We start from the raw sequence: 26188 nt of genomic DNA on the forward strand, positions 1-26188 counted from the left end.
GGCCTGCCGCCAGCGTTCAATCTGAGCCATGATCAAACTCTTCAATTTAAGATTTTGTTCGGCTCAATGAATACTGACTTCAAAACTGATATTTATGAAAACATAAACATGTAATTTTAAAGCTATTATCGTTCCAACAGAACGATAATGAATTGACTGTGCCAAGTCCTCTAATGTTTCCAAAAGAAGTCTCGTTTGGTCACTTCGTTTCATTGAAACCTAATTTGAAACCCCTCTTTATTTAGAGAAATTTCTAATTGGATTATCATCAACGAGTGCCCACACAGATTGATAGGTCTATATTTTTAAAGAGCTTCTCTTCTGCGTGATTTGTATCACTCGGAAGAGGCGGCCATTCTAGCGATTTAAGTTTTAGTGTCAACCACTTTTTTCAAACTTTTTTTCAAGCAACTTGCTTGGCTAGTTAACCGTATCGACTTCGCTTGAACCCTTGTGAGCTCTTGCCCTGTCGACGAGGAGGCATTATAGAGATCGCGCTCACATTGGCAAGCGTTATTTTGAAAAAATTGCAAAAACAACGTCTAAATGTCGTTTTTTCGCTCAAAGCTTTATTTATCCAACTTTACCCCAAATAAGCAAACATCATACTCACAGAGTTATCCACAATTGCTATTTTTTAGACAAAAGAAAAGGCCGCATTGCGACCTTTCTTCTTATATATAAGAGAGCAGATTAGATACCGGAACCATCTTGCTCATTACCATCATCTTCATGAAGTCCACATTCACGCTTTAAACCAAAGAAACGAGTTTCTTCTTCACTCATTCCTGGTTCCCATTTTTTCGTGGTATGGGTATCACCAACGGACAGATAACCTTCATCTCTTAGCGGGTGATACGGCAGACCATGTTCTTCTAGGTAGTAATGAACATCTTTATTAGTCCAGTCGATTACGGGTAGGAACTTAAACACACCATTTTGGATAGACAAGATCGGCAAGTTGGTACGTGACTTAGATTGCTCTCGGCGTAGGCCAGAGAACCAAGTTCCAACTTCTAGTTCATCCAACGCGCGACGCATTGGTTCGACTTTGTTTATCTTGTTGTATTTCTCTATTCCCTCTATACCTTGCTCCCACAGATTTCCGTAACGTGCTTCTTGCCAGTTTGGACTCTCTACTGCTCGATAAACTTTGAGATTTAAAGTCAACTGTTCACTTAACTGATCGATAAAGCGATACGTTTCGGGAAATAGATAGCCTGTATCGGTTAAGATGACTGGGATATCTGGGGACTGTTGAGTCACAAGGTGTAGCATCACAGCCGCTTGAACACCAAAACTTGAAGAGACCGCAAACTGACCTTCGAGGTTTTCTAATGCCCAAGCAACTCTTTGCTCAGCGGTTAGCTTCTCTAGCTCACCATTAATTTGTGCAAGACGGAGTATTTGCTCCGTCTTAGTTAATGAGAGCAGTTCTGCTAACTTCGGTTTGGAAGCGACAGAATCAAGCATATAAGTCCCTCTTAGACACTTTAACTTCTTGGATGATGCCTGCGCGTATAGCAAAGTCACCAAACCCTTCACCCTCTTCGCGTTCTTTCGCCCAACGACCAACTAGCAGATCAATTTCTTCTAGTATCTGTTTATCTGTGATGTTCTCTTTATACATCTTCGGAATACGCGTACCCGCTCGGTTACCACCAAGGTGCAGGTTGTAACGACCTGGCGCTTTACCAACCAATCCGATTTCAGCCAACATTGCGCGTCCACAGCCATTCGGACAACCAGTGACTCGCAATATAATATTGTCATCTTCTGGTAAGCCGTGTTTTTCTAGGATGCCTTCTACGTCTGTAACAAACTGCGGAAGGAAACGCTCTGCTTCAGCCATCGCTAATGGACATGTTGGGAATGCCACACACGCCATTGAGTTTTTGCGCTGCTCACTCACGCTGTCATCGATCAAACCATGTTCACGGGCGATCTTTTCAATTTTTGCTTTCTGGCTTTTCGCTACACCAGCAACAATCAAGTTTTGGTTTGCTGTCATGCGGAAATCGCCTTTGTGAATTTTGGCAATTTCAGCAACACCTGTTTTAAGCGGTTTGCCTGGGTAATCAAGCAGACGACCATTTTCGATAAATAGAGCTAAGTGGTGTTTACCGTCTATACCTTCAACCCATCCAATGCGGTCACCACGATCAGTAAACTCGTATGGACGGCTATCTGAGAACGTCACGCCAGCTCGCTTTTCGACTTCCGCTTTAAAGACATCAATACCGACACGATCGAGTGTGTACTTAGTTTTTGCATTTTTACGATTTGAGCGGTTCCCCCAATCACGCTGAGTGGTGACTACTGCCGCAGCGACATCTAGCGTCTTTTCTAGAGGGATAAACCCAAAGTCATCTGCGCGGCGAGCATAGGTAGATGTATCGCCGTGCGTCATAGCAAGGCCACCGCCAACTAATACGTTGAAGCCAATTAATTTTCCATTTTCACCAATCGCGACGAAGTTAAGGTCATTCGCATGTACGTCGACATCATTTTGTGGCGGAATGACAACCGTTGTTTTGAACTTACGAGGAAGATACGTCTTACCTAAAATTGGTTCGTCATCTTCTGTTGTTTCCACTTTCTCGCCATCCAACCAGATCTCAGCGTACGCTTTGGTTTTTGGTAGCAAGTGCTCGCTGATCTTCTTCGCCCATTCATAAGCTTCTTGATGTAACTCAGACTCAATTGGGTTGGTGGTACATAGGACGTTACGGTTTACGTCACCAGCCGTCGCTATTGAGTCAATCCCAATGCTGTTTAAGGTTTGGTGCATGAGCTTGATATTTGGCTTTAGTACACCGTGAAACTGAAACGTTTGACGTGTCGTTAGACGAATACTGCCATAAAGCGAATGTTCGGTAGCAAACTTATCAATCGCAAGCCACTGTTTTGGTGTAATGATGCCACCTGGCATGCGCGCGCGTAGCATTACATTATGCAGTGGTTCGAGTTTTTGCTTAGCACGTTCATTTCGAATGTCGCGGTCATCTTGCTGGTACATTCCGTGGAAACGAATCAGCTGAAAGTTATCTGCTGTAAATCCACCAGTAATACGGTCCTGTAAATCTTGCTCGATTGTGCCACGTAAGAAATTACTTTGAGTTTTGAGGCGTTCGTTATCCGAAAGAGGTCCTAGAACTTCACCCAATACTTCCTGCTTATTACTCATTAGTACACATCCCTTTGGTAACGTTTTGCTTTACGTAAGTCGTTAATAAATTCTTCTGCATCATCACGAGACATCTTGCCTTGTTGCTCAGCAACAATTACCAATGCTTCGTGCACATCTTTTGCCATTCGAGTTGCGTCACCACAAACATAGATATAGGCACCATCTTGAATCCACTGCCAAACCTGCTCAGCATTTTCTAGGATGCGGTGTTGGACGTAGACCTTCTCTACTTGGTCACGGCTAAAAGCAACATCTAGACGATTAAGTAATCCAGATTTGAGGTACTTCTGCCACTCCACTTGATAGAGGAAGTCTTGAGTAAAGGTGCGGTCACCGAAGAATAACCAGTTCTTGCCTTCAGCATCGCGGTTATCTCGCTCTTGAATAAAGCTACGGAAAGGCGCAATACCAGTACCAGGACCAATCATAATGACGGGAGTGTTGTCATCTTGAGGCAATTTGAAGTTATTGTTGTTTTCAACAAACACTTTAACCTCCCCGCCCTCTTCCAGTCGCTGTGACAAGAAGCTTGAGGCACCGCCGTAGCGCTTATCGTCACCTTTATCATATTCAACAAGGCCAACGGTTAGATGAACTTCTTGGTCTACTTCTGCCTGACTCGAAGCGATTGAGTATAGGCGAGGGGTCAAACGACGCAGCAAACCAATCAGTTGATCTGCGGTTAACTTGGTTTTCTTTTCATCAAGCACATCAACGACCTGGGTATTGGTTGCGTATTCACGCAATTGGTCTTTATCTTGAGCCAGTTTTTGTAGTTTTTTACTACCGGACAGTTCGGCGTACTTCGCGACCAGTTGTGGGTTAGATGCAGTGATCTCATATTTAGCCACCAGCGCACTATGAATTGACAGGCTTTCACCATCCACTTCAACGCTTTCCACCCCAGATAAACCCACTTTTGCTAAGATTGCGTTAGCGAGCTCAGAGCTGTTTTCAAACCATACCCCAAGCGCATCACCCGGTTGATATGTTAAGCCCGAGCCGTCCAAGTCGATTTCGATATGACGAACATCTTTCCCTGAATCACGGCCTGTAATTTTTTGGCTAGTCAGCAAAGTGGCGGTATAAGGTTTTTGCTTACTGTACTGAGAGTGTCCAGCAGCCTGAGCCACTGGAAGCTGGACTATATCCGCTTCTTGCCCAGAAGAGAGATCTTCTTTCACTGTCTCCAGCGCTTTAGCACGCCATTCAGACGCGGACGCTTCATAGTCAACATCACAATCAATTCGATCAATGAAAGCCGTCGCGCCTTGCTTCGCAAGGTAAGCGTCAAAATCTTTACCAGTTTGGCAGAAGAACTCATAGCTAGAGTCACCCAGACCAATCACACCATATTTCAGGTTCGCTAATTTAGGTGCTTTCTTAGACTGCAAAAACTCATGCAATTCAATCGCATTGTCCGGCGCTTCACCTTCACCATTCGTTGAAGCCACAATAATTACATGTGTTTCTTTGGCTAGGTTCTTACCTTTATAGTCACTGGCATCGAATAGCTCTGCTTCAATACCCAAGGCTTTTGCTTCTTGCTCTAGTGCTTCTGCAACACCTTTAGCATTGCCGGTTTGTGAAGCAAAAATAATTGATAGTTTGCCAGCAGGCTTTGCCGCTACAGCAGCAACGGCTTGGTTGATTGGTGCGGCAGCAGACACGGTCTGTGTTTGGGCCAATCCCCAGAAATATCCACTCACCCATGCCAACTGCTGAGAAGACAAGTCTGCAACGGTCTGTTGTAGCGAGTTCAGCTGTTGATCATTCAGAGGAGCTGCGATCGATGGTAGTTCTTGTGGCGTGTTTCCTTGAGAGGACACGTTCTTGTTTAAAGACATGGTCTCGACATCCCTATTCATTGCGTGATGATAGATTAACCACTCTCTTTAATAACAAGAAAGAATAGAAGTGAATGTTTTATAACTTTTTGAATTAAAGAATAGGGAGACAACAATCATCAAATGCTATTTTGCCTCTACGCGAACCTGCTTGAAACCTACCGCCATTGCTGACTTTGACGCTAGATCGAGGTCCATATAATGACACTCTTCACCGTGAGAGTCGGTCAAAAGAACAAAGCCACCACGAGCATGGCGAAATTCCACAATCCAGCTTCCTTCTTGTGCTGAAGGCTCGATAATGGCTTCTACTAGCTGATTCTCACGATATAGATTTCGAAGTTCAGTGATAGTCATGAGGTTCCTTTCTCTGGCGAAAATTCCTTATTAAGCATGGCCAATGACAGAAAAAGTGCTAAACGAAATGAACGGATATAATCAATAGATATAAAAAAACGCCGCTTTAGATAGCGACGTTTTAAAAAATAGACTCAGATGTTTAGAAAGAAAACTCTGCGCCAGCAAAGAAGCCATTAGCAAAAATAAACGGGTCGCCCTTAGTATTCGGGAACTCTTCCGACTCCAAATCAATCACGCGGTAACCGCCACGGAAAGCCAATGTATTCTCACCAACAGGTAAGCGGTACTGTACACCTGCCATCAAGTCGGTACTCTTAATACCGCTACTATCACCAAAGTTCATTTCACCGATGACATCGAAATTGGTGTTAGGCACCGTGATTTCTGCATAACCGTACCAAGCCCAAATGGTTTTATCAAACGTTGTGCTAGCGCTATTTTCAGGGTTGATATATTTAGTATTACCTAGGTCACTGAACGTCATACCCGCATCGAAATGCATTAAATCATGCTCCATAACACGGTAGTACAAAGTTAAATCCAGTTTATCAAAAGCCATGTAATCAGCATCAACGCTCGTGTAGCGCAGACGTGCATCAGGCACATATTTGATACCGTGTTCAACCGCTACATAAACACTTGGTGTTGTATCACCATCTCGAGTGACCTCGTTCACTTTAGTGTCTGTTAGCCACGCTTCAGCGCCAAACTTAGTTGTTAGAGAGGACTCAGCGAAAGCTGACGCAGAAACGACTGCCGCGATGGCGAATGCACTGGCGGTTTTAAAACCCATGGGATTAGTTCTCCAAGTATTCACTTCAGACAGCCCCGAATCGAGCTGCACATGGCTAGATAAGTATGATTTTCGTCAAATTCTAACATAGACATACCTCTAGCCAGTAAATATTTCTCAGTAGAGTCCTGTTATCGAGGCTGAACCACATAGTTCTTGAAGAACCAAACGCCAATAGCAATCACAATCAACCATGGAATGAGCTTGATCACTGCGCCAACCATTCCTAGAAGCACCATGACTACCAGAGAAAAAGCAACTCCGACAAACACGGTAACCATAGTCACTCCAGTGACCAGTAATGTTGCTACAAATACCAAAATAAAGATTAGCTCAAACATATCAATCTCCTTTGTTGTTACTAACCTCTATTTCAGGATGCGTGCCAACCTTAACCAACACGCTAAGACATTGAAAATATAGAAAATAAAAAAGAGCGCTATTAAATAGCACTCTTTTCTTCGATAGATAATGGTAATTTTCACCAACCCCGTTGGTAATTTTTACACATTCAACTCTTTTGGAATTTTCGCTAGTGCCGCTTCGACCACTTCTATGCCCGATCCTGGCTTATGAGCGTTTTCACTAATATGGCGGCGCCATTGACGAGCTCCCGGCATGTTCTGGAACAAACCCAACATATGACGAGTAATATGACCTAAGTACGCCCCATTCGAAAGCTGCTGTTCAATGTATGGATACATTTCTTCCACAACCTGAGTACGCTTTTTAATTGGCTTATCTAATCCAAAGATCTGTTGATCGACCTCAGCTAAGATATAGGGATTCTGATATGCTTCGCGCCCTACCATCACACCATCAAGATGCTGCAAGTGCTCTTTAGTCTCTTGCAGAGTTTTAACGCCACCATTCACAGCGATCACTAAATGAGAGAAGTCTTTCTTTAGTTGATATGCGCGTGGGTAGTCCAGTGGTGGGATCTCTCGGTTCTCTTTTGGACTAAGACCAGAAAGCCAAGCTTTACGGGCATGGATAGTAAATTGCTCACAACCGCCTTTCTCTGAGACGATAGAAACAAAGTCTGTCAGGAATTCATACGAATCTTGATCATCAATACCAATACGGGTCTTTACTGTTACAGGTACATCAACTACATCACGCATAGCTGCAACACAGTCTGCCACCAACTGAGGCTCGCCCATTAGACAAGCACCAAAGCGGCCATTCTGTACACGGTCAGATGGGCAGCCAACGTTTAAGTTAATCTCATCGTAGCCACGCTCTGCCGCCAGTTTAGCGCAAGTAGCCAAGTCCTTAGGATTTGAACCGCCTAATTGCAGGGCAACTGGATGCTCTTCCTGGTTATATGCTAGGAAGTCACCTTTACCATGAATAATTGCCCCCGTGGTGACCATCTCTGTATAAAGCAGAGTCTCGTTAGTCAACAAGCGGTGGAAGTAACGGCAGTGTCGATCCGTCCAATCGAGCATAGGTGCAATGGAAAAGCGGTTAGCCGCGTATTTACTAGTGTTATCAGGTTTCATAAGGTGAGTCTCGCTATACAGTGAGCATCGTGGTCAAAACAGAATCCGCGATTATACACACAGAAGAGAAAACATTCAGGAAAAATGAGGGAATACTAAGGAATGACAATAAGCGGTTAAGTTCTCTATTGATAGATCATGTGCTTGTCTATCTACACCAGTTAAAGTGCATAAGAGCATGCCACCATGACGTAGTGATTGGATCAACACTGTGTCGAAATAAAAAAGGCCAACCCTTCGGTTAGCCAACATTTTTATAGTGTAAGACTGGGATACTCCAAGATCAATTCGTTGTCAGTGAACGTACAAACCGAGAAATAGTTAAAATACTGCACAAGCTCTCTACGGTCTGATTCAGTCATCGCTTCTTTCAATGCCACACTGGTTCGGTGTAACCCGTGTAGCCTATCGTTACTGATTTCAGCATGAATGCTATCGACCAACGTCCTTAAGTTTGATCTATCCATAAGTCTCAACCTAGCCTCTGTTGATGAATCAAAGCTGATATAAATATGTGAAACCATCACCATATTGTCAATGCACTCAATAAAAAAATAATACTAAAGAGGTGGCGTGTTAATTTCTATCATCAATGGACTGCAATCTGGGCAGCAAATTGGTTTGTCGCGAAACCAGCTCTCTGAGCTGACTAAGGCACTGGAAGAATTTGATTTTGAGCGCGGTTTACAGATCTTGGACACAAGCCGGCAATGAGAAGTGAGTAAAATGCTGTAATTTGTATCGTTTTTATTGTAGATAATGTAACTTATGCCATTAAAGTCAGGCTACTACTATTCATCCTTCGAATAAGTAACCTGCTGACATAGCGAATTGATATTACCTACAGAGCGACGATAAACCGCAAGAAATGGTATATTATTAAAAATGTCCATTGGTAACGGTGATAAGTTTGGACCAGCAGTTAGTAAAGCAAATAGAAGATATATGTGCAGCCAGAGGCGTAAGGCTTACCGCCCAACGCAAAAGAGTGTTTGAGCTGATTTGCTCAAGTCCAAAGGCTGCAAGTGCTTATGAGCTTTTAGACGAGTTAAAAGTAAGTGAACCCCAGGCCAAACCACCTACTGTGTATCGAGCCTTGGACTTTTTGCTCGAACAGGGATTCATCCACCGTGTTGAATCAACCAACAGCTATATTCAATGCTGCTCCTGCAATGCCCATAAGCATCACTCGCATCTTTTGATTTGCGACAGATGCAGCAACGTTATTGAACTGCAAGATGATAGTTTGGTAGCCTTGCTAAAGAAGAATGCGGAAGTACATGGTTTTTCCATCAACAATCACGTTATTGAATCACATGGTATTTGTCAGTCATGTGCCTCTGACAAAGCGAAATAAGATATAGAAGAAGATTATGCGCGCTGAATTTGTAAACCCGTTTTTAGCTTCATTGATGAATGTTTTGAAAACGATGGCTTCACTGGAATTGAAGCCACAGAAACCTCGTGTCAAAAAAGATGAAATTGCACGTGGAGATGTTTCAGGTTTAATCGGGATGGTAGGTCCGCAAAGCCGCGGTTCTATGTCGATTACTTTCGATGAAAACCTCGCTCTTGAAATTATGCAGAATATGCTTGGTGAACGCCCTAATGGGCTGAACGATGAAGTGACAGACATGGTGGGTGAAATCACTAACATGGTAACGGGTGGTGCAAAACGTATCCTAGCCGAAAGTGGTTTTGATTTTGATATGGCGACGCCTGTCGTTGTCTCTGGTAAAGGCCACACCATCCGTCACAAGTGCGAAGGTTCTATCATTATCATGCCGTTCACTTCTCAATGGGGTAACGCATTTATTGAGATCTGTTTTGAATAACCCTTAACAGATAAACAAATAAAAAACGCTTCTCTAGAGAAGCGTTTTTTATTTATGCAATCACCTTACGGGCTTTCAATACTTGTAAGCAGTCATCAACCAGCTCATCAATTGACTTCTCACCTGCCCGAAGATCAATTTCTGGATTGAGTGGTGCTTCATACTCAGAATCGATACCAGTAAAATTAGTAATCTCCCCTGCACGCGCTTTTTTATACAGACCTTTAGGATCCCTTTGTTCACACACTTCCAATGAAGTATTGACGAACACTTCTAAAAACTCGTCCTCTGGCAGCATTTCACGTACCAACTGCCTCTCTGCACGATGAGGAGAGATAAAAGCGGACAAGACGATCAAACCAGCATCCGCCATCAGCTTAGCCAATTCACCGATGCGACGGATGTTTTCACGGCGATCTTGCTCAGAGAACCCGAGATCACTACACAAACCATGACGAACATTGTCTCCATCTAACAAGTAAGTGTGATGCCCCAATTCAGCCAAACGCGTTTCTAGAGCACCGGCGACGGTCGATTTACCTGCGCCAGACAAGCCAGTAAACCAAAGCACAACGGGTTGCTGTCTTTTGAGTTTGGCGCGAAATTCTTTGTCAATCGAGTGATGATGCCAAACAACATTTTCGTCTTTAGTCGGTGTTTCCGTAGTCATAATTGAGTCCTTTTAAAACGGAAAGAAGAGTGGAATCAGCGTTAACACCAACACGGAGTAAACAATCGATAAAGGAATTCCCACTCGAACATAATCAGTAATTTTGTAATTTCCTACGCTATAAACCAAAAGGTTAGTTTGATAACCGTAGGGTGAAATGAAGCTCGCACTTGCACCAAACAACACCGCCATAATAAATGGCATAGGATCGACCCCGTAGCCCAAAGCCATACTGTAACCAATTGGAAATGCTAATGCGGCCGCAGCATTGTTAGTAACAAGTTCAGTTAAAATAAGAGTAAGCAAGTAAGTCGCAACCAAAGCACCAAAGACTCCCCACCCATTGAATCCTTCAATAAACATCTGACCCAAACTGACCGATAAACCGGATGACAACATCAGTTGTGCGATTGACAGCGCCGAACCAACGATCACAACAATATCGATGGGAAAGCGTCTACGCAATTCGGCAAGTTGGATGACGCCAGAAAAGAGCGCCGCTAAAAGAAAGACGGACAAACCTTTTATCAATGGAAACAAGTCAAGCAAAGCTAAGGATATGACACCAGCAAAACCCAATAACACACAAGTCGATTTATTCGTGTCTAGACGAGCACTTGAACCAAGTGCATTGATCAACACAAACTCTTTGCGATGGGCTTGTCTCTCTTGTTCAAAACGCTTACCAGGAACAAGTACTAAGGTATCCCCTGCATTTAGAGTGATATTCCCCAAGCCACCTTGCAAACGCTCGTGGCCACGACGAATAGCTACCACTACTGCATCAAATCGATCTCTAAAATGACTCGATTTCAGCGTCTTATTACAGAAACTGGCCGAAGAGCTGACAACGACTTCAACAAACCCTTGTCCATTAAGATGGTGTTGACCAAATAGGGTTAAACCTTGAATCTCCTGTAAAGTGGCGACACTTTCGATATCACCACAAAACAACAATCGATCACGAGCTTGAAGGACAAAATCAGGTTCGACCGAAGGCATAGTCTGACCATCACGAACCACTTCAGCCAAGAACAACTTACGTAACGCACGTAGGTTGTTTTCACTGATGCTCCGTCCTACTAACGGCGAACCAGGCTCGACACGCGCTTCTAAGAAATAAGGCAGCTCATCCTGTGTATGATCTTCATAATCAGGCAGAAAGTAACTCATGGGGATCAAGATCATCAAGCCACCAAGCAGCACAGACAAACCGATCAACGTGGGGGCAAAAAAACCTAAACTCGGCAAACCGGCATCTTCAACAAAGCTATTGATGATCAAGTTTGTGGATGTACCGATCAAAGTGAGCGTACCACCCAAAATCGCCGCATAAGAGAGAGGGATCAACAGTTTAGATGGGGCATGCTGCTGATTGCGCTTAATGGCACCAATCAGAGATACTACCACCGCGGTGTTATTGGTAAATGAAGAGAGTAACGCGGTTGAAATTCCAAGTTTTGCAACCACAGTGGCTAGACGACCATTAGACAATGAACGACTGACCCAACTCACCAAACGCGTTTTCTCCAATGCTGCTGAAGCCAAAATCAGCAGCACCAAAGTAAGTAGAGAAGAGTTAGTAAAATTCGTGGCAACATCACCGAGCTCAATCATTCCGCCAAGAAAAGCAATGAATGCTGCACCTGCGAAGATATAACTCGGTTTAATCCGCGTAGCCAACAGGCAGGTTACTATGCCTAATAATATTGCTAACACAAATCCTTGTTGCCACATATTACTTCCCTACCAGTAAGACGGTTACTTAAGTAACTGACTGATATCTTTTGATTCCCAGTGTGGGAAATGCTTGCGGATTAACGCGTTAAGTTCGATCTCAAATGCAGAGAAATCACCGACTTTCGTTTCCACCTGAGTCAAGCTTTCACGTACCAAGCCAGCACCAACTGTCACATTGGTTAAGCGGTCAATAATGATAAACCCACCAGTATCTTGGCATGAGGTGTAGCTATCGAGTGCCACTGACTCAGTCAGCGTCCATTCACACAAACCGATACCGTTGAGTGGTAATTCAACCGCACTATGGGTTGAAAGGTTATTGATGTCATACTGATGACGAATGGACTCAACACGACCCACTGTTTTCTTGCCAGCAATCTTGATGTCATACTCACGCCCCGGCTGAAGCGGTTGCTCTGTCATCCAAACCACATCAGCTAGGAGATGGTTACTCGATTCAATCTGTGCCTTTTCTAGAACAATCAGATCACCACGGCTAACATCAATTTCGTCTTCCAAAGTGAGCGTCACTGCCAGTCCAGCTTGTGCCTGCTCTAGGTCGCCATCAAAAGTTACAATACGAGCAACTTTCGATGTTTTGCCTGAAGGTAACGCCTTAACCTCATCACCAACGTTGATAGAACCTGACGCAATCGTGCCAGAGAAACCACGGAAATCTAGGTTTGGTCGATTCACGTACTGGACTGGGAAACGGAACTCACCAACGGCCTTGTCACGATCAACGTTTACCGTTTCAAGGATCTCAAGCAAAGATGGACCTTCGAACCAACTCAAGTTCTCACTTGCATCTACAACATTGTCACCCTCTAAAGCCGACAGCGGTAAAATCTGAATATCGATTTCACCCTGTAGATTTTTAGAAAACTCCAAATATTCGTCGCGGATCTGTTCAAATCGTTGCTGTGAGTAGTCGACAAGATCCATTTTGTTCACGGCAACAACAAAGTGTTTTAAACCCAATAGATTTGAGATAAACGAATGACGACGAGTTTGATCCAACACACCTTTACGAGCGTCAATTAAGATCACCGCCAGATCACACGTTGATGCCCCTGTTGCCATATTGCGTGTGTACTGTTCATGCCCCGGGGTGTCGGCAATGATGAACTTACGTTTTTGAGTAGAGAAGTAACGGTACGCGACATCAATCGTGATCCCCTGCTCTCGCTCTGCCTGTAATCCATCGACCAACAACGCTAGGTCAGGACGCTCGCCAGTTGTGCCCACACGTTGACTGTCGTTATGTACGGCCGCTAACTGATCTTCATAGATCTGCTTTGAGTCATGCAGTAATCGGCCGATTAAAGTACTTTTGCCATCATCTACTGATCCACAGGTAAGGAATCTAAGCAGTGATTTGTATTGATGCTGTGTAAGGTAACCTTCGATACCTAGCTCTTCTAATTGAGCTTCTACTACGCTGTTCATGTTTCTTTCCTTAGATCCTAAATTAGAAGTAGCCTTGACGTTTTTTCAATTCCATCGATCCAGACTGATCGTGGTCGATCGCGCGGCCTTGACGTTCACTCGATGTTGCCACCAACATCTCTTCGATAATGCCAGTTAACGTATTCGCATCTGACTCAATCGCCCCCGTAAGCGGGTAGCAGCCAAGAGTACGGAAACGTACGCTCTTCTCTTCAATCACTTCTCCCGGCTCTAACTTCATACGATCATCATCCACCATGATCAGCATGCCATCACGCTCAACAACCGGACGCTTTTCTGCTAGATACAGCGGAACAATGTCGATGTTCTCCAAGTAGATGTATTGCCAGATATCCAGTTCAGTCCAGTTCGATAGCGGGAAGACACGAATGCTTTCACCTTTGTTGATCTGACCGTTGTAAGTACGCCATAACTCTGGACGTTGATTCTTTGGATCCCAAGTGTGGTTCTTATCGCGGAACGAATAGACACGCTCTTTAGCACGTGATTTCTCTTCATCTCGACGAGCCCCACCAAAAGCCGCATCAAAACCATATTTATTCAGAGCCTGTTTCAGGCCTTGTGTTTTCATAATATCGGTATGCTTAGATGAGCCGTGCGTAAACGGACTACATCCCATCGCTAAACCTTCAGGGTTCTTATGCACCAAAAGCTCAAAACCATACTTTTCAGCCGTACGATCACGAAACTCAATCATCTCTTTAAATTTCCAGTCGGTATCCACGTGCAGCAGCGGGAACGGGATCTTTCCTGGGTAGAAAGCTTTGCGAGCGAGATGCAACATTACCGACGAATCTTTACCGATCGAGTACATCATCACTGGGTTATCAAACTCAGCCGCCACTTCACGGATAATATGAATACTCTCCGCTTCGAGTTGCTTGAGGTGGGTTAAACGTTCTTGGTCCATGTTAGTGCTTCCTTTACGGCTCAATACGAGCTTCTGACTAATCAAATAATGAGTTATGCGAATTGGCGCTGTTGTACGCTAGGCTGTGGAGTGAACCACGCCAGCTTGTCTGACAGTGACACCACTTCACCAATGACGATGAGAGACGGCGATTGCGCGTCTTTTGCAAGTTCAGCCAGTTGAGATAGCTGACCTTTGAATATTCTTTGGGTTGACTGAGTCCCACGCTCAATAATGGCGATTGGAGTCTCAGGGCTACGGCCGTGCTCAATCAACTGATGTTCGATATATTCAGACTTCATTAAGCCCATATAGATCACCAGCGTTTGGTTGCCGCGAGCCAACGTAGACCAGTCCATCTGGTCACTTTCTGCTTTCAAATGCCCGGTTATAAACATAGCTGATTGAGCGTAATCTCTATGGGTTAACGGTATGCCCGCATAAGCTGTCGCACCCGCTGCGGCGGTAATACCAGGAACAACATGAAAAGAAACTCCAGCGTCCGCCAATACTTCAAGCTCTTCACCACCGCGGCCAAAAATAAACGGATCACCGCCCTTGATGCGAGCGACACGGTGACCTTGTTTAGCAAAGTCCACCAATAGCTGATTGGTTTTTTCTTGAGGGACACTATGGTGGCCAGCGCGCTTACCAACACACACCGTAATCGTGTCACTAGGAAGGAGAGACATAATGTCTTCAGAAACAAGATAGTCGTATAGCACGACATCCGCTTGCTGTAAGAAACGCATTGCCTTCAGCGTTAGCAACTCTACGTCACCAGGGCCTGCACCGATAAGTGCCACTTCACCTTTACCGAGCACGCTGCGACCAAAAGTATTTAAATCCATCTGATTGCTACGCTGTGCACGTTGAGCGTTCAAAGGGAATTGAGAAACGGTTTCCTTGCGAGCCATAATGTCATCCTTCAATGTCTATGGAAGCATTATGTATCTGTATCTTTATTACCTGAAATTCTAAAATTTCATTTTTTATATCAATTTCTGATAAGAACGATAAACCGTACTATAGTCCCTTTATCGAATTTTGAGAGATTCTTTGCATAACACCAATACATAACTGCTCTAGATCACAATTAATTACCTAGTGAAACAATTGTTTCACTTCATTTTGTTAAATTAGACGGGTCTTATTTAACGCTATCGGAGCTTAAAAAATGAAAGCAGCAGTGAACCCCCTGTCTCTTGCAGTACTTGGTGGTATGTTGGCCATGGCTGGTCCAGTAATGGCAGATACGATCAAACTTCGTATTGTCGAAACGACTGATATTCACACTAACGTCATGGACTATGACTACTACAAAGACAAGCCATCGCAACAGATTGGTCTTACTCGCACTGCTACTCTGGTTAAACAAGCTCGTGCCGAAGTAGAAAACAGTGTACTTGTTGATAATGGTGACCTAATTCAAGGCAGCCCTATGGGAGACTATATGGCAGCGAAAGGCATTGAAAAAGGCGAGGTACACCCAGTATACAAAGCGATGAACCAGTTGAATTACGATGTGGGTAACATTGGTAATCATGAGTTTAACTACGGTTTAGAGTTCCTTGCAGAAACTATCAACGACGCTGATTTCCCTTATGTCAGCGCAAACGTATTCGACAAGAAAACTGGCGAGCATTACTTCAAACCATACATCATTAAATCTCATACATTTAAAGACGTTGATGGCGTAGAACACCAAATCAAAGTGGGTTACATCGGCTTTGTTCCACCGCAAATCATGGTGTGGGATAAGAAAAACCTAGAAGGCAAAGTCTTCGCTAAAGACATCAAAGAAACGGCTGATAAGCTAGTGCCTCAAATGAAAGCTGAAGGTGCCGACGTCATCGTTGCGATTCCGCACTCTGGCGTATCTTCAGACCCACATAAAGTAGGTGCAGAAAACTCTACGTACTACCTTTCTCAAGTAGATGGTATCGACGCGATTGCTTTTGGTCACTCTCATGCTGTATTCCCAGGAAAAGGCTTCGATAACATTCCAGGTATTGATAACACAAACGGTACCATCAATGGTGTAGCAGCAGTTATGCCAGGTCGCTGGGGTAGCCACGTTGGTGTCATTGATCTTGAACTGAAAGAAAAAGACGGTAAATGGACGGTTGTAAAAGGCCAAACTGAAGCTCGTCCGATCTACGACAAGAAAACAAAAACTTCACTTGCAGAAGCAGATGCTGAGATGGTTAAAGCGCTTGAAGCTGACCACAAAGGGACTCGCGATTTCGTTAACCAGCCAATCGGTAAAGCTAACGACGTGATGTACAGCTTCTTAGCATTAGTACAAGACGATCCAACAGTACAAATTGTTAACCTTGCACAAAAAGATTACGTTGAGCGCTTTATCCAAGGCGATCCTGACCTAGCAGACATTCCTGTTCTTTCTGCTGCTGCACCATTTAAAGCTGGCGGTCGTAAAAATGATCCGGGTAACTTCACTGAAGTAGAATCTGGTCAGTTGACTTTCCGTAACGCAGCAGACCTTTACCTATACCCGAACACTCTCGTGGCGATGAAAGTAACCGGCACTGAAGTGAAAGAGTGGTTAGAGTGTACTGCGGGTCAGTTTAAGCAAATTGATGTCAACAGCACTGAGCCACAAAGTCTGATTGACTGGGATGGCTTCCGTACCTACAACTTCGATGTTATTGATGGCCTGAACTATCAAATTGATGTCACTAAGCCGGCGAAATATGACGGCGACTGCAAGGTGATCAACGAAGGTGCTGAACGTATTGTTAATCTTACTTATCAAGGTAAGCCAATCGATATGAAGCAAGACTTCATCATCGCGACAAACAACTACCGTGCATACAGCAATAAGTTCCCTGGCACAGGCTCTGATTTTGTCGCGTTTGACTCACCAGATGAAAACCGTTCAGTAATCGCGGCTTACATTACTCGCGTAAGCAACGAAAAAGGTGAATTCACGCCAAGCGCAGACAACAACTGGTCATTTGCACCAATTAAGTCAGATAAGAAACTGGACATCCGTTTTGAGACTTCACCAAGTGATAAGGCGGCGAAGTTCATCGAAGAAAAAGGCCAGTATCCAATGAAACGCATCGGCACTGATGATGTAGGTTTCGCGGTTTATCAAATCGACCTTCAGAAATAACCCTCTTTTCCATTGAAACAAAGCCGCACTGTTCGTTGCGGCTTTTTTTTCATCACAGGTCAATGGTAGCGAGTTGGGGAAGTGCGCTAGAATCTCTACCTATCCCATTCAAAGATAAACACGCCATGTTTGAAAACTTTCGACAGCAATTGACCCACAATGGATTTACCAACCAAGAAGTTGATCAACTGACTCTGTCAGCACGACAACTTGAGCTGCCGACCCGTCATATCCTGCTACATCAAGGGCAGGTGGCAGAAGAGATCTATTTTCTCGTATCAGGTATCTGTCATTCATGTTACTTGACGGAAAAAGGCAAAGAGTTCAGCAAAGAGTTCTATTGGGAAAATGACTGGCTTATCGGCTTTGAAAGCCTAATCAAACAGCAGGCCTCACCTTATCTGCTCGAATCTCTTACGCCCTGCACCATGATTTCTCTCCCTATTGCCGCCCTCCGTCAGTGGCGAGATGAAAAACACAGCATTTACCTAAAGCTGCTCGAAACTCAGTTAATGTATAAAGAAAACAAAGAACGATTTATGCTGCTCTACAGCCCGGAGGAACGCTACCAACTTTTCTGCCAGCATTACCCCGAATTGCTTGAACGGCTCAATGACTATCAAGTCGCTGCTTACCTAGGCATCACACCAATCAGCTTGAGTCGTATCAAAAATCGCCACCAAAATTAACAATTGTTAATGTCGCCAAGCGATTGAGTTGCTACATTCGCCTTAACAGATATCAACAAGGCAAAACACCTATGGTCACTTGGCTACTAACTCCCTTTTCACAGCTGACAACCACTCAGCTTTATCAACTACTTAAACTCAGAGTGGATGTATTTGTCGTTGAGCAAACATGCCCATACCCCGAGCTGGATGACAAAGATCATCAAGAGGGTGTACATCATCTACTTGGTTATAAAGATGGGCTGTTGGTTGCGTGCGCTCGGTTGATACCGAAGGGGTTAAGCTATCCAAGTGTCAGCATTGGACGCGTTGCTACCTTAGCAAGCCATAGAGGTGGCGGGCTTGGCCATCAGTTACTCAAGCAAGCATTGGCTGGGTGTGAATCTTTGTGGCCAGGAGAGAAAATAGAGATTGGTGCACAAGAGCATCTGGCTGACTTTTATCAGCAACATGGCTTTGTCCAAACCTCAGATATGTATCTTGAAGACGATATCCCACATATTGATATGAAGTTGGACAAATAGACGTGGCAGCTTCAGCGACCTATGTCGCGATCCTCCTGCTTATCGTAGGCAACTTAGCGGCATCTTTGTCTGATGTCGCAGTAAAATTACTGGATGGTGATGTGTCTACCTTCCAGTATGTTTTCGTTCGCCAACTGCTTTCAACTTTAGTGATCTTTCCCTTTTGGTGGCAACAAAAGCCAACTCAGAAAAAGCTCTATAGCCCAGGTTTCAACTTATTCCGTGCACAACTGATATTGATTGGCAGTGGATGCATGGTCATTGCCATCACTCACCTGACCCTAGCGACGGCAAACGCAGTCTTTTATGCCGCCCCTTTATTGATGCTACCGCTAGCTGTATTGCTTCTAGGAGAGAAAATCGCTTGGACGCGTGCGGCCGCATCACTGTTCGGTTTTGTCGGCGTATTAGTGGTTCTCAGGCCTTCAGAATTTCATTGGGCAGCGACGTTTGCCTTAGGAACAACGTTAACTCTGGCACTCTTCAACGTCACTGCGCGTAAATTACCGGCGGAACAGACCATCATCAGCACGTTATTTTGGACATCGTTGCTATCTCTGCCTCTCTCATCGGTATTAGCCTTGATTTACTGGGCGCCGATAACCTATCAGCAAATCATGCTGATTTTGGCAAGTGCTGGATTAATTTTGAGTTACAACGGGTTGGCGGTCATGGCTTATCGACGAGCGCCAGCAAGCCAGATTTCTGTAGCAGAAAATTCAGGGTTAGTGTTCGTCGTTATTATTGGCGTGGTTTATTTTGACGAAGTGCCAGACTGGCTGACAGTAATAGGGATAACCATGATTATGCTACCCCTTGTCCCGTGGCAAACACTGATAAAAAGCGGAAGGATGAGTTACTTACTGCGACCAAAACCACCGTCAGAAAGACGGAAGAACATAACAGACTGATTGTTCTTTTCGAGTTGAAGGATATCCAATTGCCCATTCTCCGCTAACTTAAAGCGGACAAGCTGCCCTTGCTTAATTTGGCTTAGAGGTTTGTCCGCACCTTCAACTTTTACTAAAGCGTTGAGATCCGCCATTGCTAAACCATTGCTGCGAAACACTTGCGCCAATGTATCACCACTCTTAACCTGATACTCCTTCCAAGTGTCAGAAGCCAGTGATTGCTGCTGTCTGCTTTGTTGCTCGCTCAAACTACGTGTATCAATGTCAATCTCGACTCGTTGGACTGGCGAGGTTTGTGATTCAGTACCACCCGTCGAATCGGGTAACGGAATCACCAATAAAACCAGCAAGACAGGCACTAAGATTATTAAACCACGTTGGTGAAGTTTAGGAAGCAGGTTCCAGCGTTGTAGGACTGCACCCTTTAGTTTGAGCCAATCAATAGCACTAAACTTTTTCTTCACTAGATCAACGTAATCAACTTGCTGCTGTTTTTTCTTTTTTCTGCGATTCATCGCACCTTGTCTCCAAACGGGTTTCGCTCTAAGTATAAAAAACCAAGCCCCCATGAGTATAGGAATTTTCGCTCAACAAAGTAATCGCTGGGTCAAAACTTGCTATCAAGTCATAGAAAGTCGATCTTAATCTCACATTCCCCTACTCGACAGACTATATGGGAACGACCGTTTCATCATAGCGCCATTGCTGGTATCCTTTACTGCTTTATACACCATACAAAGAGAGACATCATGTCTGAAGTTAAATTTGACACTGTAGAGCAAAAAGCTAGCTACGGTATCGGTCTGCAGATGGGTCAGCAACTTGCTGGTTCTGGTCTAGAAGGTCTAAACGTTGACGCCATCGCTGCCGGTATCGCTACAGCACTAGTTGGTGAGCAACCAGCTATCGAAATCGACGAGATCAACAACGCTCTTCAAGAGCTACACACTCGTGTTGAAGCTGCACGCCAAGAAGCAGCAAAAGCAGCTGCTGCGGACGGCGAAGCGTTCCTAAAAGATAACGCTCTACGTCCAGAAGTAACGGTTCTTGAATCTGGTCTTCAATACGAAGTGATCACTGAAGGTACTGGTGAAATCCCAACTTCAGACAAGCAAGTTCGCGTTCACTACCACGGTGAACTAACTGACGGTACCGTTTTCGACAGCTCAGTATCTCGCGGTCAACCAGCTGAGTTCCCAGTGACTGGCGTTATCAAGGGTTGGGTTGAAGCACTACAACTGATGCCTGTTGGTTCTAAGTGGAAACTATACATCCCACAAGATCTTGCATACGGTGAACGTGGCGCTGGCGCTGCAATTCCACCATTTGCAGCTCTAGTATTTGAAGTAGAACTACTAGATATCCTTTAATTTCTCAGCAAATTAAAGCGAACAAAACGGCGGCCATTGTGTCGCCGTTTTTTATGTATGATACTTATTCGACAGATCTATCAATGATCTCGTTTTATTAAGGAAAGAAGATGAATAAGAAAATTGTACTGGCAGCGATCGTGAGCATGGCGTTAATGGGATGCCAAACTACATCAGGTAGCAACACCAACGCAGGCAGTGATAATGCCTACAGCAGCTTAGCAAATGCCGCTTTAATAGGCGCGGTTCAGACATGGTCTTCGCAAAATACAGGCAGCACCGATTTAGTTTCTACACTGCAAAATAGTGCCAACATTTCGTCTGAACAAGCCATTGGCGGTCTAGGCTCAATGTTAGCGCTGGCGCAAAACTCGCTTAATAGCAGTCAAAGCAATGAAATGGCGGGGTTGATATCTGGTTTTGACTCTCTACAATCAAGCGGCTTAACAGCAATGATTGCCAACAATGAAACAGTTAAAAGTGCATTCTCAGCATTAGGCATGGACCCATCGCTAATCTCTACCTTCGCTCCAATTATTATCAGCGCACTGCAGAGCCAAGGAGCAAGTAATGGACTGCTGGATAGCTTAGGGGCGATTTGGCAATAAGAGAGAAAATGTTTGAAGGTTGCCGCCAAAGCATCAACTTTTAAAACTCCCTATCAGAGACTGATTCAACCTCGCTATAGTATTTCGCTATCTTTCAGGCACAAAAAAACCGAGCTAACGCTCGGTTTTTTTGTTCGTACGAACCTGATTACTCAGCAGCTTCTTCAGCAGCTGGGCGATCTACAAGCTCAATGTAAGCCATTGGAGCTTTGTCACCAGCACGGAAGCCAGCTTTTAGGATACGAGTGTAACCGCCCTGACGAGCAGCGAAACGTGGACCTAGTTCGTTAAATAGTTTTGCAACTACTTCGTTGTCACGAGTACGTGCAAATGCTAGACGACGGTTAGCAACGCTGTCAGTCTTAGCTAGTGTAATCAAAGGCTCAACTACGCGACGTAGCTCTTTTGCTTTTGGCAGTGTAGTCTTGATAACTTCATGACGTACTAGAGAGCTAGCCATGTTGCTAAACATCGCTTTACGATGTGAGCTGTTGCGGTTGAGTTGACGACCACTCTTACGATGGCGCATGACCTAATCCTTCTAACTATTATCGATTAATCTTCAGCGATAGACGCTGGTGGCCAGTTCTCTAGGCGCATGCCAAGAGAAAGACCACGTGATGCAAGTACGTCTTTAATCTCAGTAAGAGATTTTTTACCAAGGTTAGGCGTTTTAAGTAGCTCAACCTCAGTACGCTGTACAAGATCACCGATGTAGTGAATCGCTTCTGCTTTCAGACAGTTAGCAGAGCGAACTGTTAGTTCAAGATCGTCTACAGGACGCAGTAGGATCGGATCGAATTCTGGCTTCTCTTCCTTCTCCTCAGGTACACGTACATCACGAAGATCTACGAACGCATCCAATTGTTCAGCTAGGATAGTAGCTGCACGACGGATTGCTTCCTCAGGGTCTAGAGTACCGTTCGTTTCCATGTCGATAACAAGCTTGTCTAGGTCTGTACGCTGCTCTACACGAGCTGCTTCAACAGAGTAAGCAATCTTGTCTACTGGGCTGTACGTAGCGTCAACCAGTAGGCGACCAATAGGACGCTCATCTTCTTCAGTATGGATACGAGCCGAAGCTGGAACATAACCACGACCACGTTCAACTTTGATACGCATTGCGATCTCAGCGTTGTCATCTGTTAGGTGACAAATTACGTGTTCAGGGTTAGCGATCTCTACATCACCATCATGGGTGATGTCACCTGCAACCACAGGGCCCGAGCCTGATTTGTTCAAAGTAATGAACACTTCATCTTTGCCTTCGGCAACGCGTACAGCAAGACCTTTAAGGTTAAGTAGGATTTCAAGAATATCTTCTTGAACGCCTTCTTTAGTGCTGTACTCATGAAGTACGCCTTCGATTTCTACTTCTGTTACAGCACAACCTGGCATAGAAGATAGAAGAATACGGCGAAGTGCATTACCAAGAGTATGGCCAAAACCACGCTCTAATGGCTCAAGAGTTACTTTTGCGTGAGTCGTGCTAACCTGTTCGATGTCAACAAGACGTGGCTTAAGAAATTCTGTTACAGAACCCTGCATTGTGTCCTCTCTTTAGTTTAAACCTTACTTAGAGTAAAGCTCGACGATCAATTGTTCGTTGATGTCAGCAGATAGATCTGAACGCTCAGGCAGACGCTTGAACGTACCTTCCATCTTACCACCATCTACTTCAATCCAAGTTGGTTTTTCACGTTGTTCAGCAACTTCTAGAGCAGCCTTGATACGAGATTGCTGTTTAGCTTTCTCGCGGATAGAAACAACGTCATTAGCCGCAACATTGAAAGAAGGAACGTTTACAACTTTACCGTTAACTAGGATAGCTTTGTGGCTAACTAGCTGACGTGCTTCTGCGCGAGTTGCACCAAAGCCCATGCGGTAAACTACGTTATCAAGACGACCTTCAAGAAGCTGAAGTAGGTTTTCACCAGTGTTGCCTTTTAGACGAGCAGCTTCTTTGTAGTAGTTACGGAATTGTTTTTCTAGAACGCCGTACATACGACGAACTTTTTGCTTCTCACGAAGCTGAACGCCATACTCAGATAGACGACCGCGACGAGCGCCGTGTACACCTGGTGCGTTATCAATTTTACACTTGGTATCGATCGCGCGTACACCAGACTTAAGGAATAAGTCAGTACCTTCGCGACGGCTAAGCTTCAGCTTAGGACCCAAATATCTTGCCATGATCTTTCTCCAGTAATCTAAAAAACGTTATACACGACGTTTCTTAGGTGGACGACAACCGTTATGAGGGATTGGTGTAGCATCAACGATGTTTGTGATGCGGAAACCAGCAGCGTTCAGTGCGCGAACAGTAGATTCACGACCTGGACCTGGACCCTTAACCATAACTTCCAAGTTCTTTAGACCGTACTCTTTAGCCATTTCAGCACAACGCTCAGCAGCAACCTGTGCAGCGAACGGAGTAGACTTACGAGAACCACGGAAACCTGAACCACCTGCAGTAGCCCATGCTAGAGCGTTACCTTGACGGTCAGTAATAGTTACGATTGTGTTATTGAAAGAAGCATGGATGTGCGCAACGCCATCTGCAACTTGCTTGCGTAAGCGCTTACGAGCGCGAGTTGGTTGTTTAGCCATTGTACTCTACCTTCCCGATTATTTCTTGATCGGCTTACGCGGACCCTTACGGGTGCGAGCATTGGTTTTAGTACGCTGTCCACGTAGTGGTAGACTGCGACGATGACGAAGACCACGGTAACAGCCAAGGTCCATAAGACGCTTGATGTTCATTGATACTTCACGACGTAGATCACCTTCTACAGTGTACTTAGCTACACCATCACGCAGTTGATCGATCTGCTCTTCAGTTAGTTCACTGATCTTAACATCTTCAGCAATGCCCACTTCAGCTAGGATAGCTTGAGAGCGAGTCTTACCGATGCCGTAGATCGCAGTTAGTGCGATTACAGCATGTTTTTGATCAGGAATGTTAATGCCTGCAATACGGGCCATTATTCACTCCTAGTGTTTCATAAAAGAATTAGCCGCAGCAAAGCCCGTTTCGGATACGCTGCGGAATACTACTTCTTTTGCACGCAAAAGGTAGGCCGAGGAATATACTCGACACTACCTTATATTTCAAGTAAAAATTTCTGCTAATTAGCCTTGGCGCTGCTTGTGCTTTGGCTCACTGCAAATCACGCGAACGACACCGTTACGCTTGATAACTTTACAGTTACGGCAGATTTTTTTAACGGAAGCACGAACTTTCATTGCTAAACTCCGTAAATGAAACCTAAATTAACGGCCGTAGCCTTTTAGGTTTGCCTTTTTCAACACAGAATCATACTGTTGAGACATCAGATGAGTCTGTACCTGTGCCATAAAGTCCATAATTACAACAACTACGATAAGTAGCGATGTACCGCCGAAGTAGAAACGTACGTTCCACGCGACCATCATGAACTCCGGAATCAGACAGATAAAGGTAATGTAAAGCGCACCAGCAAGGGTTAAACGCGTCATTACTTTATCAATATACTTAGCTGTCTGCTCACCTGGGCGGATGCCGGGTACGAATGCACCTGACTTCTTCAAGTTATCTGCTGTTTCACGCGGGTTGAATACCAACGCCGTGTAGAAGAAACAGAAGAAAATTATCGCTGCTGCATAAAGCATTACATACAGAGGCTGACCTGGGCTAAGAGCCAAAGACACGTCAGTTAACCAACCGAACGCGCTGCTCTCACCATTCTGACCAAACCACTGAGCCAGTGTTCCTGGGAACAGGATAATGCTTGACGCAAAGATTGCTGGAATAACACCTGCCATATTAATTTTAAGTGGCAAGTGAGTGCTTTGTGCAGCAAATACCTTACGACCTTGTTGACGCTTCGCGTAGTTTACAACGATTCGACGTTGACCACGCTCCATGAAAACAACGAAGTAGATAACTGCAAAAGCAAGTACAGCAATCAACAACAGAAGAAGTACATGCAATTCACCTTGACGCGCTTGCTCGATTGTTTGACCGATTGCAGAAGGCAATCCAGCAACAATACCTGCAAAGATAAGTAACGAAATACCGTTACCAATTCCACGCTCAGTAATTTGTTCACCTAACCACATTAGGAACATGGTGCCGGTTACTAAACTTACGGTAGCAATAAGCGTAAACATGGTTTGGTTGATAACAACCAGATTATCGACCATGTTCGGTAGGCCTGTTGCGATACCTATAGCCTGGAATGTTGCAAGTACAAGCGTGCCGTAGCGTGTGTATTGGCTGATCTTACGACGGCCTGCTTCACCCTCTTTTTTGAGTTCAGCTAACGCTGGATGAACTACAGTTAGCAGTTGGACAACAATAGATGCCGAAATATACGGCATGATGCCCAACGCTAATATAGATGCACGCTCAAGAGCACCACCGGAGAACATGTTAAACATTTCTACGATGGTACCTTTTTGCTGTTCGAACAAATCGGCAAGTACAGCAGCGTCAATACCAGGAATCGGCACGAAAGAGCCGGCTCGGAATACTAAAAGTGCACCAATTACGAATAATAAGCGCGACTTTAGTTCACTTAAGCCGCTCTGAGCACTACGAAAATCTTGTCCTGGTTTCTTAGCCATCTGTACCTCGTTCCTCGAG

At 44.6% G+C, this 26188-nt stretch carries 29 protein-coding genes; 8 read left to right on the forward strand and 21 right to left on the reverse strand.

Annotated elements, in window-relative coordinates:
- Positions 1 to 693: 693 nt before the first annotated feature.
- The 8 genes from ACQEXT_RS16450 to ACQEXT_RS16485 all read right to left on the reverse strand — a co-directional run bounded on the left by ACQEXT_RS16450 (position 694) and on the right by ACQEXT_RS16485 (position 8162).
- Positions 694 to 1473 carry a phosphoadenylyl-sulfate reductase gene (locus ACQEXT_RS16450; RefSeq protein ID WP_138972810.1) on the reverse strand — a complete coding sequence of 260 codons (780 nt, stop codon included), beginning with the start codon at positions 1471 to 1473 and terminating at the stop codon, positions 694 to 696.
- The gene (gene cysI, locus ACQEXT_RS16455; RefSeq protein ID WP_331417953.1) at positions 1466 to 3187 is read right to left on the reverse strand and encodes an assimilatory sulfite reductase (NADPH) hemoprotein subunit; all 1722 of its coding nucleotides are present in this window, start codon (positions 3185 to 3187) and stop codon (positions 1466 to 1468) included. The genes ACQEXT_RS16450 and cysI overlap by 8 nt, the downstream gene beginning before the upstream one ends.
- On the reverse strand, positions 3187 to 5037 hold the full coding sequence (locus tag ACQEXT_RS16460; RefSeq protein WP_138972808.1) for an assimilatory sulfite reductase (NADPH) flavoprotein subunit: 1851 nt from the start codon (positions 5035 to 5037) through the stop codon (positions 3187 to 3189). The genes cysI and ACQEXT_RS16460 overlap by 1 nt, the downstream gene beginning before the upstream one ends.
- A gap of 126 nt (positions 5038 to 5163) precedes the next feature.
- On the reverse strand, positions 5164 to 5394 hold the full coding sequence (locus ACQEXT_RS16465) for a hypothetical protein (RefSeq protein WP_269377133.1): 231 nt from the start codon (positions 5392 to 5394) through the stop codon (positions 5164 to 5166).
- Between the two features lie 142 nt (positions 5395 to 5536).
- Positions 5537 to 6190 (reverse strand): TIGR04219 family outer membrane beta-barrel protein, encoded by a 654-nt coding sequence (locus tag ACQEXT_RS16470; protein ID WP_331417949.1) that lies wholly within the window; start codon positions 6188 to 6190, stop codon positions 5537 to 5539.
- 131 nt (positions 6191 to 6321) lie between these two features.
- Positions 6322 to 6531, reverse strand: coding sequence for an envelope stress response protein PspG (pspG, locus tag ACQEXT_RS16475; protein ID WP_269377131.1), 210 nt, complete (start codon positions 6529 to 6531; stop codon positions 6322 to 6324).
- Positions 6532 to 6693: 162 nt separating this feature from the next.
- Positions 6694 to 7695, reverse strand: a complete 1002-nt coding sequence (gene dusA, locus ACQEXT_RS16480; protein WP_138972805.1) for a tRNA dihydrouridine(20/20a) synthase DusA — start codon at positions 7693 to 7695, stop codon at positions 6694 to 6696.
- A gap of 254 nt (positions 7696 to 7949) precedes the next feature.
- Positions 7950 to 8162 carry a hypothetical protein gene (locus ACQEXT_RS16485; RefSeq protein WP_331427453.1) on the reverse strand — a complete coding sequence of 71 codons (213 nt, stop codon included), beginning with the start codon at positions 8160 to 8162 and terminating at the stop codon, positions 7950 to 7952.
- Between the two features lie 425 nt (positions 8163 to 8587).
- Here ACQEXT_RS16485 and zur point away from each other — a divergent pair, with 425 nt between their 5' ends.
- Together zur and ACQEXT_RS16495 are read left to right on the forward strand one after the other, a co-directional pair.
- Positions 8588 to 9052: a zinc uptake transcriptional repressor Zur gene (zur, locus tag ACQEXT_RS16490; RefSeq protein WP_138972797.1), complete on the forward strand. Its 465-nt coding sequence runs from the start codon at positions 8588 to 8590 to the stop codon at positions 9050 to 9052.
- Positions 9053 to 9068: 16 nt separating this feature from the next.
- Positions 9069 to 9530, forward strand: a complete 462-nt coding sequence (locus ACQEXT_RS16495) for a chemotaxis protein CheX (protein ID WP_006878545.1) — start codon at positions 9069 to 9071, stop codon at positions 9528 to 9530.
- Positions 9531 to 9582: 52 nt separating this feature from the next.
- On the opposite strand, the gene cysC is transcribed toward ACQEXT_RS16495, so the two are convergent.
- The 5 genes from cysC to cobA are packed head-to-tail and all read right to left on the reverse strand — an operon-like array spanning position 9583 to position 15237.
- The gene (gene cysC / locus ACQEXT_RS16500; protein ID WP_331417943.1) at positions 9583 to 10200 is read right to left on the reverse strand and encodes an adenylyl-sulfate kinase; all 618 of its coding nucleotides are present in this window, start codon (positions 10198 to 10200) and stop codon (positions 9583 to 9585) included.
- 12 nt (positions 10201 to 10212) lie between these two features.
- Positions 10213 to 11937 carry an SLC13 family permease gene (locus tag ACQEXT_RS16505; RefSeq protein WP_138972795.1) on the reverse strand — a complete coding sequence of 575 codons (1725 nt, stop codon included), beginning with the start codon at positions 11935 to 11937 and terminating at the stop codon, positions 10213 to 10215.
- A gap of 24 nt (positions 11938 to 11961) precedes the next feature.
- Positions 11962 to 13389, reverse strand: a complete 1428-nt coding sequence (gene cysN, locus ACQEXT_RS16510; RefSeq protein ID WP_138972794.1) for a sulfate adenylyltransferase subunit CysN — start codon at positions 13387 to 13389, stop codon at positions 11962 to 11964.
- Positions 13390 to 13411: 22 nt separating this feature from the next.
- Complete coding sequence (gene cysD, locus ACQEXT_RS16515; RefSeq protein WP_276608347.1) at positions 13412 to 14344, reverse strand: sulfate adenylyltransferase subunit CysD; 933 nt, start codon at positions 14342 to 14344, stop codon at positions 13412 to 13414.
- A gap of 29 nt (positions 14345 to 14373) precedes the next feature.
- On the reverse strand, positions 14374 to 15237 hold the full coding sequence (cobA, locus tag ACQEXT_RS16520; RefSeq protein WP_426952962.1) for a uroporphyrinogen-III C-methyltransferase: 864 nt from the start codon (positions 15235 to 15237) through the stop codon (positions 14374 to 14376).
- Positions 15238 to 15497: 260 nt separating this feature from the next.
- Here cobA and cpdB point away from each other — a divergent pair, with 260 nt between their 5' ends.
- The 4 genes from cpdB (at position 15498) to ACQEXT_RS16540 (ending at position 19583) form a co-directional block, all read left to right on the forward strand.
- The gene (cpdB, locus tag ACQEXT_RS16525; protein ID WP_138972792.1) at positions 15498 to 17459 is read left to right on the forward strand and encodes a 2',3'-cyclic-nucleotide 2'-phosphodiesterase; all 1962 of its coding nucleotides are present in this window, start codon (positions 15498 to 15500) and stop codon (positions 17457 to 17459) included.
- A gap of 125 nt (positions 17460 to 17584) precedes the next feature.
- The gene (locus ACQEXT_RS16530) at positions 17585 to 18148 is read left to right on the forward strand and encodes a Crp/Fnr family transcriptional regulator (protein ID WP_426952976.1); all 564 of its coding nucleotides are present in this window, start codon (positions 17585 to 17587) and stop codon (positions 18146 to 18148) included.
- Positions 18149 to 18219: 71 nt separating this feature from the next.
- Complete coding sequence (locus ACQEXT_RS16535; RefSeq protein WP_426952963.1) at positions 18220 to 18672, forward strand: GNAT family N-acetyltransferase; 453 nt, start codon at positions 18220 to 18222, stop codon at positions 18670 to 18672.
- Between the two features lie 2 nt (positions 18673 to 18674).
- Positions 18675 to 19583 carry a DMT family transporter gene (locus ACQEXT_RS16540; RefSeq protein WP_426952964.1) on the forward strand — a complete coding sequence of 303 codons (909 nt, stop codon included), beginning with the start codon at positions 18675 to 18677 and terminating at the stop codon, positions 19581 to 19583.
- Here the strand turns inward: ACQEXT_RS16540 and ACQEXT_RS16545 are convergent.
- Positions 19529 to 20098: a LysM-like peptidoglycan-binding domain-containing protein gene (locus ACQEXT_RS16545; RefSeq protein WP_426952965.1), complete on the reverse strand. Its 570-nt coding sequence runs from the start codon at positions 20096 to 20098 to the stop codon at positions 19529 to 19531. The two genes, ACQEXT_RS16540 and ACQEXT_RS16545, sit on opposite strands and share 55 nt — an antisense overlap.
- A gap of 234 nt (positions 20099 to 20332) precedes the next feature.
- On the opposite strand from ACQEXT_RS16545, the gene ACQEXT_RS16550 reads away from it, so the two are divergent.
- Both ACQEXT_RS16550 and ACQEXT_RS16555 read left to right on the forward strand, forming a co-directional pair.
- The gene (locus ACQEXT_RS16550) at positions 20333 to 20953 is read left to right on the forward strand and encodes an FKBP-type peptidyl-prolyl cis-trans isomerase (protein WP_138972788.1); all 621 of its coding nucleotides are present in this window, start codon (positions 20333 to 20335) and stop codon (positions 20951 to 20953) included.
- A 110-nt stretch (positions 20954 to 21063) separates the two neighbouring features.
- Entirely contained in the window at positions 21064 to 21561 is a 498-nt protein-coding gene (locus ACQEXT_RS16555; protein ID WP_426952966.1) for a DUF2780 domain-containing protein, read from the forward strand.
- Between the two features lie 148 nt (positions 21562 to 21709).
- On the opposite strand, the gene rplQ is transcribed toward ACQEXT_RS16555, so the two are convergent.
- The 7 genes from rplQ to secY all read right to left on the reverse strand — a co-directional run bounded on the left by rplQ (position 21710) and on the right by secY (position 26169).
- On the reverse strand, positions 21710 to 22090 hold the full coding sequence (rplQ, locus tag ACQEXT_RS16560) for a 50S ribosomal protein L17 (RefSeq protein WP_005383141.1): 381 nt from the start codon (positions 22088 to 22090) through the stop codon (positions 21710 to 21712).
- 26 nt (positions 22091 to 22116) lie between these two features.
- On the reverse strand, positions 22117 to 23109 hold the full coding sequence (locus ACQEXT_RS16565; RefSeq protein ID WP_004410407.1) for a DNA-directed RNA polymerase subunit alpha: 993 nt from the start codon (positions 23107 to 23109) through the stop codon (positions 22117 to 22119).
- A gap of 24 nt (positions 23110 to 23133) precedes the next feature.
- Complete coding sequence (gene rpsD / locus ACQEXT_RS16570) at positions 23134 to 23754, reverse strand: 30S ribosomal protein S4 (RefSeq protein ID WP_138972785.1); 621 nt, start codon at positions 23752 to 23754, stop codon at positions 23134 to 23136.
- A gap of 27 nt (positions 23755 to 23781) precedes the next feature.
- Positions 23782 to 24171, reverse strand: a complete 390-nt coding sequence (rpsK, locus tag ACQEXT_RS16575; RefSeq protein WP_426952967.1) for a 30S ribosomal protein S11 — start codon at positions 24169 to 24171, stop codon at positions 23782 to 23784.
- An 18-nt stretch (positions 24172 to 24189) separates the two neighbouring features.
- Positions 24190 to 24546, reverse strand: coding sequence for a 30S ribosomal protein S13 (gene rpsM / locus ACQEXT_RS16580; RefSeq protein WP_005450559.1), 357 nt, complete (start codon positions 24544 to 24546; stop codon positions 24190 to 24192).
- A gap of 147 nt (positions 24547 to 24693) precedes the next feature.
- Complete coding sequence (gene rpmJ, locus ACQEXT_RS16585; RefSeq protein WP_000868186.1) at positions 24694 to 24807, reverse strand: 50S ribosomal protein L36; 114 nt, start codon at positions 24805 to 24807, stop codon at positions 24694 to 24696.
- 27 nt (positions 24808 to 24834) lie between these two features.
- Positions 24835 to 26169: a preprotein translocase subunit SecY gene (gene secY, locus ACQEXT_RS16590; protein WP_004410423.1), complete on the reverse strand. Its 1335-nt coding sequence runs from the start codon at positions 26167 to 26169 to the stop codon at positions 24835 to 24837.
- Positions 26170 to 26188 lie beyond the last annotated feature (19 nt).

Origin of the sequence: Vibrio sp. TRT 29B02, from assembly GCF_050113655.1 — a bacterium.
Lineage (GTDB): Bacteria > Pseudomonadota > Gammaproteobacteria > Enterobacterales > Vibrionaceae > Vibrio.

Coding starts and splice junctions, on each gene's coding strand:
- rplQ (WP_005383141.1), bottom strand. CDS start 22,090: ATGCGCCATCGTAAGAGTGGTCGTCAACTCAACCGCAACAGCTCACAT.
- cobA (WP_426952962.1), bottom strand. CDS start 15,237: ATGGCTCGCAAGGAAACCGTTTCTCAATTCCCTTTGAACGCTCAACGT.
- rpsM (WP_005450559.1), bottom strand. CDS start 24,546: ATGGCCCGTATTGCAGGCATTAACATTCCTGATCAAAAACATGCTGTA.
- rpsD (WP_138972785.1), bottom strand. CDS start 23,754: ATGGCAAGATATTTGGGTCCTAAGCTGAAGCTTAGCCGTCGCGAAGGT.
- rpsK (WP_426952967.1), bottom strand. CDS start 24,171: ATGGCTAAACAACCAACTCGCGCTCGTAAGCGCTTACGCAAGCAAGTT.
- dusA (WP_138972805.1), bottom strand. CDS start 7,695: ATGAAACCTGATAACACTAGTAAATACGCGGCTAACCGCTTTTCCATT.
- cpdB (WP_138972792.1), top strand. CDS start 15,498: ATGAAAGCAGCAGTGAACCCCCTGTCTCTTGCAGTACTTGGTGGTATG.
- ACQEXT_RS16465 (WP_269377133.1), bottom strand. CDS start 5,394: ATGACTATCACTGAACTTCGAAATCTATATCGTGAGAATCAGCTAGTA.
- ACQEXT_RS16550 (WP_138972788.1), top strand. CDS start 20,333: ATGTCTGAAGTTAAATTTGACACTGTAGAGCAAAAAGCTAGCTACGGT.
- cysN (WP_138972794.1), bottom strand. CDS start 13,389: ATGAACAGCGTAGTAGAAGCTCAATTAGAAGAGCTAGGTATCGAAGGT.
- ACQEXT_RS16450 (WP_138972810.1), bottom strand. CDS start 1,473: ATGCTTGATTCTGTCGCTTCCAAACCGAAGTTAGCAGAACTGCTCTCA.
- rpmJ (WP_000868186.1), bottom strand. CDS start 24,807: ATGAAAGTTCGTGCTTCCGTTAAAAAAATCTGCCGTAACTGTAAAGTT.
- ACQEXT_RS16530 (WP_426952976.1), top strand. CDS start 17,585: ATGTTTGAAAACTTTCGACAGCAATTGACCCACAATGGATTTACCAAC.
- cysC (WP_331417943.1), bottom strand. CDS start 10,200: ATGACTACGGAAACACCGACTAAAGACGAAAATGTTGTTTGGCATCAT.
- ACQEXT_RS16505 (WP_138972795.1), bottom strand. CDS start 11,937: ATGTGGCAACAAGGATTTGTGTTAGCAATATTATTAGGCATAGTAACC.
- ACQEXT_RS16535 (WP_426952963.1), top strand. CDS start 18,220: ATGGTCACTTGGCTACTAACTCCCTTTTCACAGCTGACAACCACTCAG.
- cysI (WP_331417953.1), bottom strand. CDS start 3,187: ATGAGTAATAAGCAGGAAGTATTGGGTGAAGTTCTAGGACCTCTTTCG.
- ACQEXT_RS16460 (WP_138972808.1), bottom strand. CDS start 5,037: ATGTCTTTAAACAAGAACGTGTCCTCTCAAGGAAACACGCCACAAGAA.
- ACQEXT_RS16555 (WP_426952966.1), top strand. CDS start 21,064: ATGAATAAGAAAATTGTACTGGCAGCGATCGTGAGCATGGCGTTAATG.
- ACQEXT_RS16485 (WP_331427453.1), bottom strand. CDS start 8,162: ATGGATAGATCAAACTTAAGGACGTTGGTCGATAGCATTCATGCTGAA.
- ACQEXT_RS16545 (WP_426952965.1), bottom strand. CDS start 20,098: ATGAATCGCAGAAAAAAGAAAAAACAGCAGCAAGTTGATTACGTTGAT.
- secY (WP_004410423.1), bottom strand. CDS start 26,169: ATGGCTAAGAAACCAGGACAAGATTTTCGTAGTGCTCAGAGCGGCTTA.
- ACQEXT_RS16470 (WP_331417949.1), bottom strand. CDS start 6,190: ATGGGTTTTAAAACCGCCAGTGCATTCGCCATCGCGGCAGTCGTTTCT.
- ACQEXT_RS16495 (WP_006878545.1), top strand. CDS start 9,069: ATGCGCGCTGAATTTGTAAACCCGTTTTTAGCTTCATTGATGAATGTT.
- ACQEXT_RS16565 (WP_004410407.1), bottom strand. CDS start 23,109: ATGCAGGGTTCTGTAACAGAATTTCTTAAGCCACGTCTTGTTGACATC.
- pspG (WP_269377131.1), bottom strand. CDS start 6,531: ATGTTTGAGCTAATCTTTATTTTGGTATTTGTAGCAACATTACTGGTC.